Genomic DNA, 1,711 nt, shown 5'->3' with positions numbered 1-1,711 from the left:
AGTAAGACCATACTTCAAATACATGCTGATGGCAAAACCCATTTATGGGAACCTTTTTCCGATAGATATTCCGGAATATATAAGACTCAAAGAAATCTTTATAAAAACTTTTATGGGAACAAGATTGTTTTTGAGGAAATCAATCAAGATCTGGGCCTTACTTTTAGGTACCAATGGTGCTCGAGCGATGAATACGGATTCGTAAAAAAATCTACATTGGTCAATGATACCAGTAATGAGATACAAGTAACGGTATTGGACGGTATTCAAAATATCATTCCTTACGGAGTAACATCCGACTTGCAGAATAGACAAAGTAACCTGGTCGATGCTTACAAAAAAAGTGAGCTTGAAGCAGAAGTTGGCATTGGCGTATTTGCACTGAGTGCGATAATTGTTGATAAAGCGGAACCCAGTGAAGCCTTAAAAGCCACAATTGCCTGGTCTGCCGGAATTAAAAACGCAAAATATTTGGTCTCTTCCTTACAACTTGATAGGTTCAGAAGAGGAATAGAAATTGAACAGGAAGTTGACATAAAAGCTGAAAAAGGAGCTTATTTTCTTTGCGCAGATTTAACTTTAGAGCCTGATTCCGATAAAACCTGGATGATAGTTGCCAATGTCAACCAATCAATGGTCAACATCAGTGAAATTTCTGAATTGATTAAAAAGAAAACAAACGTTATTGCTATAATTCAGGAAGATATTGAATTAGGGTCCAAACATTTATTGGAGTTGAATGGAGCTTCAGATGGTATGCAATTGACGGCGGATACATTGAGAAATACCATGCATTTTTCAAATACGCTGTTCAACATCATGCGTGGCGGTATTTTTGATGATGGTTATCAAATTGAAAAATGGGATTTTGTAAAATATATTGAAAACGCCAACAAAAAAGTATTTAAGAAAAAGGAAGATCTCTTAAAAAATCTTCCTGAAGTATTTACACTTGGTCATTTGAAATCATTGGCTGAAAAAGATGAGGATAAAAACTTAAAAAGAATTGCTATTGAATACATGCCTCTAAAATTTAGTAGAAGACATGGTGACCCGAGCAGACCCTGGAACAGATTTTCAATTAACACAACTAATGAATTAGATGGCTCTAAAATATTGGACTATGAAGGTAACTGGAGGGATATTTTTCAAAACTGGGAAGCCTTGGCACACTCATACCCGGAGTTTATCGAAAGTATGATCCATAAGTTTTTAAATGCTACCACTTTTGATGGCTACAACCCTTACCGTGTAACCAAAGATGGATTTGATTGGGAAATTATAGAGCCGGATGATCCATGGTCATATATTGGGTATTGGGGAGATCATCAAATTATCTATTTATTAAAGTTTTTAGAGTTTATTGAAGACTATTACCCTAATAAGTTAGCAACGTACTTTAAACAAAATATTTTTGTTTATGCCAATGTGCCTTATAAAATAAAAAGCTATTCAGATATCTTAGTCAACCCTAAAGACACTATTGAATTTGATCATGAATCAGATGAAAGGATTGCTCAAAAAAGAACTGAATTAGGTGCTGATGGTGCCTTACTTAGAGATAAAAATTATTTTATCTATAAAGTTAATCTTGTTGAAAAATTATTGGTAACGGTTCTGGCAAAAGTATCGAACTTTATTCCAGAAGGTGGAATCTGGATGAATACACAAAGGCCGGAATGGAATGACGCTAACAATGCCTTGGTAGGAA

1 pseudogene is annotated in these 1,711 nt (G+C 34.9%); it reads left to right on the top strand.

Annotated elements, in window-relative coordinates:
• A pseudogene (locus WBN20_RS13525) lies at positions 1-1,711 on the top strand (hypothetical protein); the annotation flags it as partial.

The sequence above is a fragment of the Eudoraea sp. genome (genome assembly GCF_049665975.1).
In the GTDB taxonomy this organism is placed as follows: domain Bacteria; phylum Bacteroidota; class Bacteroidia; order Flavobacteriales; family Flavobacteriaceae; genus Eudoraea.
The sequence above is the reverse complement of the archived record's forward strand: the minus strand, read 5'-3'. Positions and strand labels throughout refer to the sequence as shown.